The sequence below is a fragment of the Shigella sp. FC1661 genome (assembly GCF_001712525.1).
GTDB lineage: Bacteria > Pseudomonadota > Gammaproteobacteria > Enterobacterales > Enterobacteriaceae > Escherichia > Escherichia coli.
In genome coordinates this window covers 1-6312 of record NZ_MDGW01000132.1, presented here as the reverse complement: position 1 = coordinate 6312, position 6312 = coordinate 1, and the positions used below count along the sequence as shown (strand labels likewise).

Below are 6312 nucleotides of genomic sequence, written 5' to 3'. Positions count from 1 at the left end.
CTGAGTTTTTTAAGTGACGTAAAATCGTGTTGAGGCTAACGCCCATAATGCGTGCAGTTGCCCGGCATCCAACGCCATTCATGGCCATATCAATAATTTTCTGGTGCGTACCGGGTTGAGAAGCGGTGTAAGTGAACTGCAGTTGCCATGTTTTACGGCAGTGAGAGCAGAGATAGCGCTGATGTCCGGCAGTGCTTTTGCCGTTACGCACCACCCCGTCAGTAGCTGAACAGGAGGGACAGCTGATAGAAACAGAAGCCACTGGAGCACCTCAAAAACACCATCATACACTAAATCAGTAAGTTGGCAGCATCACCCTCGATCCGGTCGAATTAGCGGAAATTATTAATAAAAAGCACCATGCTGTAATTAATGGCAAAAAGTTTAAAAATAGCCGGGCTATCTCTTGTCGATCCTTTAATCGTTATTTTTCTGTTTCGACAGATTACAGACCTAAACTTGAAGCACTATTAGCATGCTCACAAATGTTAGGTATAAATCAAGTTGTTGCACATAACGGTAATGGTGGAAGAGAATGTATAGGTGAAACGGGGACAGTTTTAGGTCTTAACGCCCGTGACAGTAAACATGCTGGAAGAATGTTCAGCATGCATAATTGCCAAATTAACCCTGGTGCAGGGCCTGAGATAACCACTCCCTAGAAGTCTTACCAGCATGAAAAAAACAGAAATGGATTTATGCCTTTGATTAGAAGGCGCACAATGTTACAGCTCTGAACCATAGACAACATGAATATTAATGTTACTATCTGGTTGAGACTGTTGATAAAACGTAAAAAGGAATGCTCTGTTCCTGCAACTGAACAGGCGTGAAACGCGATCCAACAGGATGGATACCGTTTTGTCAGCCAGTTTTATAGATCACACTTATGAGTATGCGTGTTTCATTTACGGCCAGGAATGCTGATGATGACAACATTACTACCCGTTTTCACTAAGCCTTCCCCGTTGGCGCTCAATGCTCTGCGCGCTGGTCGTATTTGTCGTTTCCTTCTTATCCCGGATGGAAGAATCCGCTGAACGTCGTTCGGCGGCAGTTGTAACACGCGTCGTTTGCTTACAGGGATTATGGCGGGCCGATTATGGATAAGAGTAAGCGCCATCTGGCGTGGTGGGTTGTCGGGGCACTGGCGGTGGCTGCCGTCGTGGCGTGGTGGCTGTTGCGCCCGGCGGGTGTGCCGGAAGGCTTTGCTGTCAGCAATGGGCGCATTGAAGCGACGGAAGTGGATATCGCCAGCAAAATTGCCGGGCGTATCGACACCATTCTGGTGAAAGAAGGCCAGTTTGTTCGCGAAGGTGAAGTGCTGGCGAAGATGGATACTCGCGTGTTGCAGGAACAGCGACTGGAAGCCATCGCGCAAATCAAAGAGGCACAAAGCGCCGTTGCCGCCGCGCAGGCTTTGCTGGAGCAACGACAAAGCGAAACTCGCGCCGCGCAGTCGCTGGTTAATCAACGCCAGGCAGAACTGGACTCCGTAGCAAAACGTCATATGCGTTCCCGTTCACTGGCCCAACGAGGGGCTATTTCTGCGCAACAGCTGGATGACGACCGCGCCGCCGCTGAGAGCGCCCGAGCTGCGCTGGAATCGGCAAAAGCTCAGGTTTCTGCTTCTAAAGCCGCTATAGAGGCGGCACATACCAATATCATTCAGGCGCAAACCCGCGTCGAAGCGGCACAAGCCACTGAACGGCGCATTGCCGCAGATATCGATGACAGCGAACTGAAAGCCCCGCGTGACGGACGCGTGCAGTATCGGGTTGCCGAGCCAGGGGAAGTGCTGGCGGCAGGCGGTCGGGTGCTGAATATGGTCGATCTCAGCGACGTCTATATGACTTTCTTCCTGCCAACCGAACAGGCGGGCACGCTAAAACTGGGCGGTGAAGCACGGCTGATCCTCGATGCCGCGCCAGATCTGCGTATTCCGGCGACCATCAGTTTTGTCGCCAGCGTCGCCCAGTTCACGCCAAAAACCGTCGAAACCAGCGATGAACGGCTGAAACTGATGTTCCGCGTCAAAGCGCGTATCCCACCGGAATTACTCCAGCAGCATCTGGAATATGTCAAAACGGGCTTGCCGGGCGTAGCATGGGTGCGGGTGAATGAAGAACTTCCGTGGCCTGACGACCTGGTGGTGAGGTTGCCGCAATGACGCATCTGGAACTGGTTCCCGTCCCGCCTGTCGCGCAACTGGCGGGCGTGAGCCAGCATTATGGAAAAACCGTTGCGCTGAACAATATCACTCTCGATATTCCGGCCCGCTGTATGGTCGGGCTGATTGGCCCGGACGGCGTCGGGAAGTCGAGTTTGTTGTCGTTGATTTCCAGTGCTCGTGTCATTGAGCAGGGCAATGTGATGGTGCTGGGCGGCGATATGCGCGACCCGAAGCATCGCCGCGACGTCTGCCCGCGCATCGCCTGGATGCCGCAGGGGCTGGGCAAAAACCTCTACCACACCTTGTCGGTGTATGAAAACGTCGATTTTTTCGCCCGCCTGTTCGGTCACGACAAAGCGGAGCGGGAAGTGCGAATTAATGAGCTGCTGACCAGCACGGGGTTAGCACCGTTTCGCGATCGTCCGGCAGGGAAACTCTCCGGCGGGATGAAGCAAAAACTTGGGCTGTGCTGCGCGTTAATCCACGACCCGGAACTGTTGATCCTTGATGAGCCAACAACGGGGGTTGACCCGCTCTCCCGCGCCCAGTTCTGGGATCTGATCGACAGTATTCGCCAGCGGCAGAGCAATATGAGCGTGCTGGTCGCCACCGCCTATATGGAAGAGGCCGAACGCTTCGACTGGCTGGTAGCGATGAATGCCGGAGAAGTGCTGGCAACCGGCAGCGCCGAAGAGCTGCGGCAGCAAACGCAAAGCGCCACGCTGGAAGAAGCATTTATTAATCTGTTACCGCAAGCGCAACGCCAGGCGCATCAGGCGGTAGTGATCCCACCGTATCAACCTGAAAACGCAGAGATTGCCATCGAAGCGCGCGATCTGACCATGCGTTTTGGTTCCTTCGTTGCCGTTGATCACGTCAATTTCCGCATTCCACGCGGGGAGATTTTTGGATTCCTTGGTTCGAACGGCTGCGGTAAATCCACCACCATGAAAATGCTTACCGGACTGCTGCCCGCCAGCGAAGGTGAGGCGTGGCTATTTGGGCAACCGGTTGATCCAAAAGATATCGATACCCGCCGTCGTGTGGGCTATATGTCGCAGGCGTTTTCGCTCTATAACGAACTCACCGTGCGGCAAAACCTGGAGTTACATGCCCGTTTGTTTCACATCCCGGAAGCGGAAATTCCCGCGCGAGTGGCTGAAATGAGCGAGCGTTTTAAGCTCAACGACGTTGAAGATGTTCTGCCGGAGTCATTGCCGCTCGGCATTCGCCAGCGGCTTTCGCTGGCGGTGGCGGTGATTCATCGCCCGGAGATGTTAATCCTCGATGAGCCTACTTCTGGTGTCGATCCGGTGGCGAGGGATATGTTCTGGCAGTTGATGGTCGATCTCTCGCGCCAGGACAAAGTGACTATCTTCATCTCCACCCACTTTATGAACGAAGCGGAACGTTGCGACCGCATCTCACTGATGCACGCCGGAAAAGTGCTTGCCAGCGGTACACCGCAGGAACTGGTTGAGAAACGCGGAGCCGCCAGTCTGGAAGAGGCATTTATCGCCTATTTGCAGGAAGCGGCAGGGCAGAGCAACGAAGCCGAAGCGCCGCCCGTGGTACACGACACCACCCACGCGCCGCGTCAGGGATTTAGCCTGCGCCGTCTGTTTAGCTACAGCCGCCGCGAAGCGCTGGAACTGCGACGCGATCCAGTACGTTCGACGCTGGCGCTGATGGGAACGGTGATCCTGATGCTGGTAATGGGTTACGGCATCAGTATGGATGTGGAAAACCTGCGCTTTGCGGTGCTCGACCGCGACCAGACCGTCAGTAGCCAGGCGTGGACACTCAACCTCTCCGGTTCCCGTTACTTTATCGAACAGCCGCCGCTCACCAGTTATGACGAGCTTGATCGTCGGATGCGTGCGGGCGATATCACGGTGGCGATTGAGATCCCGCCCAATTTCGGGCGCGATATCGCGCGTGGTACGCCTGTGGAACTCGGCGTCTGGATCGACGGAGCGATGCCCAGTCGTGCCGAAACGGTAAAAGGTTACGTGCAGGCAATGCACCAGAGTTGGCTTCAGGATGTGGCGAGCCGACAATCGACACCCGCCAGCCAAAGCGGGCTGATGAACATTGAGACGCGTTATCGCTATAACCCGGACGTAAAAAGCCTGCCAGCAATTGTTCCGGCGGTGATCCCGCTTCTGCTGATGATGATCCCGTCAATGCTAAGCACCCTTAGCGTGGTGCGGGAAAAAGAGCTTGGGTCGATTATCAACCTTTACGTGACCCCCACCACGCGTAGTGAATTTTTGCTTGGTAAACAGTTGCCATACATCGCGCTGGGGATGCTGAACTTTTTCCTGCTCTGCGGCCTGTCGGTGTTTGTGTTTGGCGTACCGCATAAAGGCAGTTTCCTGACGCTCACCCTGGCGGCGCTGCTGTATATCATCATTGCCACCGGAATGGGGCTGCTGATCTCCACCTTTATGAAAAGCCAGATTGCCGCCATTTTCGGAACGGCGATTATCACGTTGATCCCGGCGACACAGTTTTCCGGGATGATCGATCCGGTAGCTTCGCTGGAAGGGCCTGGACGTTGGATCGGCGAGGTTTACCCGACCAGTCATTTTCTGACTATCGCCCGCGGGACGTTCTCGAAAGCGCTGGATCTGACTGATTTGTGGCAACTTTTTATCCCGTTGCTGATAGCCATCCCGCTGGTGATGGGCTTAAGTATCCTGCTGCTGAAAAAACAGGAGGGATGATGCGCCATTTACGCAATATTTTTAATCTGGGTATCAAAGAGTTGCGCAGTCTGCTCGGTGATAAAGCGATGCTGACGCTGATTGTCTTCTCGTTTACGGTGTCGGTGTATTCGTCAGCGACCGTTACGCCAGGATCGTTGAACCTCGCGCCGATCGCCATTGCCGATATGGATCAATCGCAGTTATCGAACCGGATCGTTAACAGCTTCTATCGTCCGTGGTTTTTGCCACCGGAGATGATCACCGCCGATGAGATGGATGCCGGACTGGACGCCGGACGCTATACCTTCGCGATAAATATTCCGCCTAATTTTCAGCGTGATGTCCTCGCCGGACGCCAGCCGGATATTCAGGTGAACGTCGATGCCACGCGCATGAGCCAGGCATTTACCGGCAATGGGTATATCCAGAATATTATCAACGGTGAAGTGAACAGCTTTGTCGCGCGCTACCGTGATAACAGCGAACCGTTGGTATCGCTGGAAACCCGGATGCGCTTTAACCCGAACCTTGATCCCGCGTGGTTTGGCGGGGTGATGGCGATCATCAACAACATTACCATGCTGGCGATTGTATTGACCGGATCGGCGCTGATCCGCGAGCGTGAACACGGCACGGTGGAACACTTACTGGTGATGCCGATAACGCCGTTTGAGATCATGATGGCGAAGATCTGGTCGATGGGGCTGGTGGTGCTGGTGGTATCGGGATTATCGCTGGTGCTGATGGTGAAAGGTGTACTGGGCGTACCGATTGAAGGCTCGATCCCGCTGTTTATGCTGGGCGTGGCGCTCAGTCTGTTTGCCACCACGTCAATCGGCATTTTTATGGGGACGATAGCGCGTTCAATGCCGCAACTGGGGCTGCTGGTGATTCTGGTGCTGCTGCCGCTGCAAATGCTTTCCGGTGGATCCACGCCGCGCGAAAGTATGCCGCAGATGGTGCAGGACATTATGCTGACCATGCCGACGACACACTTTGTTAGCCTCGCGCAGGCCATTCTCTACCGGGGTGCCGGATTCGAAATCGTCTGGCCGCAGTTCCTGACGCTGATGGCAATTGGCGGCGCGTTTTTCACCATTGCGCTGCTGCGATTCAGGAAGACGATTGGGACAATGGCGTAAGGAAGGGAAACTTGACTTCATACTGTGATGTCATACTATTGATGTCATAAAGTGAAGTCATAAGGACATGCCGGTGATGCTGCCAACTTACTGATTTAGTGTATGATGGTGTTTTTGAGGTGCTCCAGTGGCTTCTGTTTCTATCAGCTGTCCCTCCTGTTCAGCTACTGACGGGGTGGTGCGTAACGGCAAAAGCACTGCCGGACATCAGCGCTATCTCTGCTCTCACTGCCGTAAAACATGGCAACTGCAGTTCACTTACACCGCTTCTCAACCCGGTACGCAC

Annotated in this window: 6 protein-coding genes and 1 pseudogene; 6 read left to right on the top strand and 1 reads right to left on the bottom strand. The window is 54.3% G+C overall.

All coding sequences use genetic code 11. The annotated features are described in order from the left end of the window. Positions 1–262, bottom strand: a 262-nt coding sequence (locus tag BFF42_RS09315) for an IS1-like element transposase (protein WP_069734018.1), incomplete at its 3' end; no start/stop codon positions are given. Between the two features lie 55 nt (positions 263–317). Here BFF42_RS09315 and BFF42_RS09310 point away from each other — a divergent pair. The 6 genes and pseudogenes from BFF42_RS09310 to BFF42_RS09290 form a co-directional block, all read left to right on the top strand. Next, positions 318–737, top strand: a pseudogene (locus BFF42_RS09310) (DUF4049 domain-containing protein); the annotation flags it as partial. A gap of 189 nt (positions 738–926) precedes the next feature. Next, positions 927–1040, top strand: a complete 114-nt coding sequence (gene yhiY, locus BFF42_RS27240; RefSeq protein ID WP_001296785.1) for a protein YhiY — start codon at positions 927–929, stop codon at positions 1038–1040. A gap of 62 nt (positions 1041–1102) precedes the next feature. Next, on the top strand, positions 1103–2170 hold the full coding sequence (locus tag BFF42_RS09305; RefSeq protein ID WP_000361466.1) for an HlyD family secretion protein: 1068 nt from the start codon (positions 1103–1105) through the stop codon (positions 2168–2170). Then, positions 2167–4902, top strand: coding sequence for a ribosome-associated ATPase/putative transporter RbbA (gene rbbA, locus BFF42_RS09300; RefSeq protein ID WP_039059613.1), 2736 nt, complete (start codon positions 2167–2169; stop codon positions 4900–4902). The genes BFF42_RS09305 and rbbA overlap by 4 nt, the downstream gene beginning before the upstream one ends. After that, complete coding sequence (locus BFF42_RS09295; protein ID WP_001216257.1) at positions 4902–6026, top strand: ABC transporter permease; 1125 nt, start codon at positions 4902–4904, stop codon at positions 6024–6026. The genes rbbA and BFF42_RS09295 overlap by 1 nt, the downstream gene beginning before the upstream one ends. 127 nt (positions 6027–6153) lie before the next feature. Beyond that, a partial coding sequence (locus BFF42_RS09290) for an IS1 family transposase (RefSeq protein WP_001392608.1) occupies positions 6154–6312 on the top strand: 159 nt, incomplete at its 3' end.

What these genes read in the sequence shown, in the direction of transcription:
- BFF42_RS09305 (WP_000361466.1), top strand. Translation starts at nt 1,103, where the DNA reads ATGGATAAGAGTAAGCGCCATCTGGCGTGGTGGGTTGTCGGGGCACTG.
- yhiY (WP_001296785.1), top strand. Translation starts at nt 927, where the DNA reads ATGATGACAACATTACTACCCGTTTTCACTAAGCCTTCCCCGTTGGCG.
- rbbA (WP_039059613.1), top strand. Translation starts at nt 2,167, where the DNA reads ATGACGCATCTGGAACTGGTTCCCGTCCCGCCTGTCGCGCAACTGGCG.
- BFF42_RS09295 (WP_001216257.1), top strand. Translation starts at nt 4,902, where the DNA reads ATGCGCCATTTACGCAATATTTTTAATCTGGGTATCAAAGAGTTGCGC.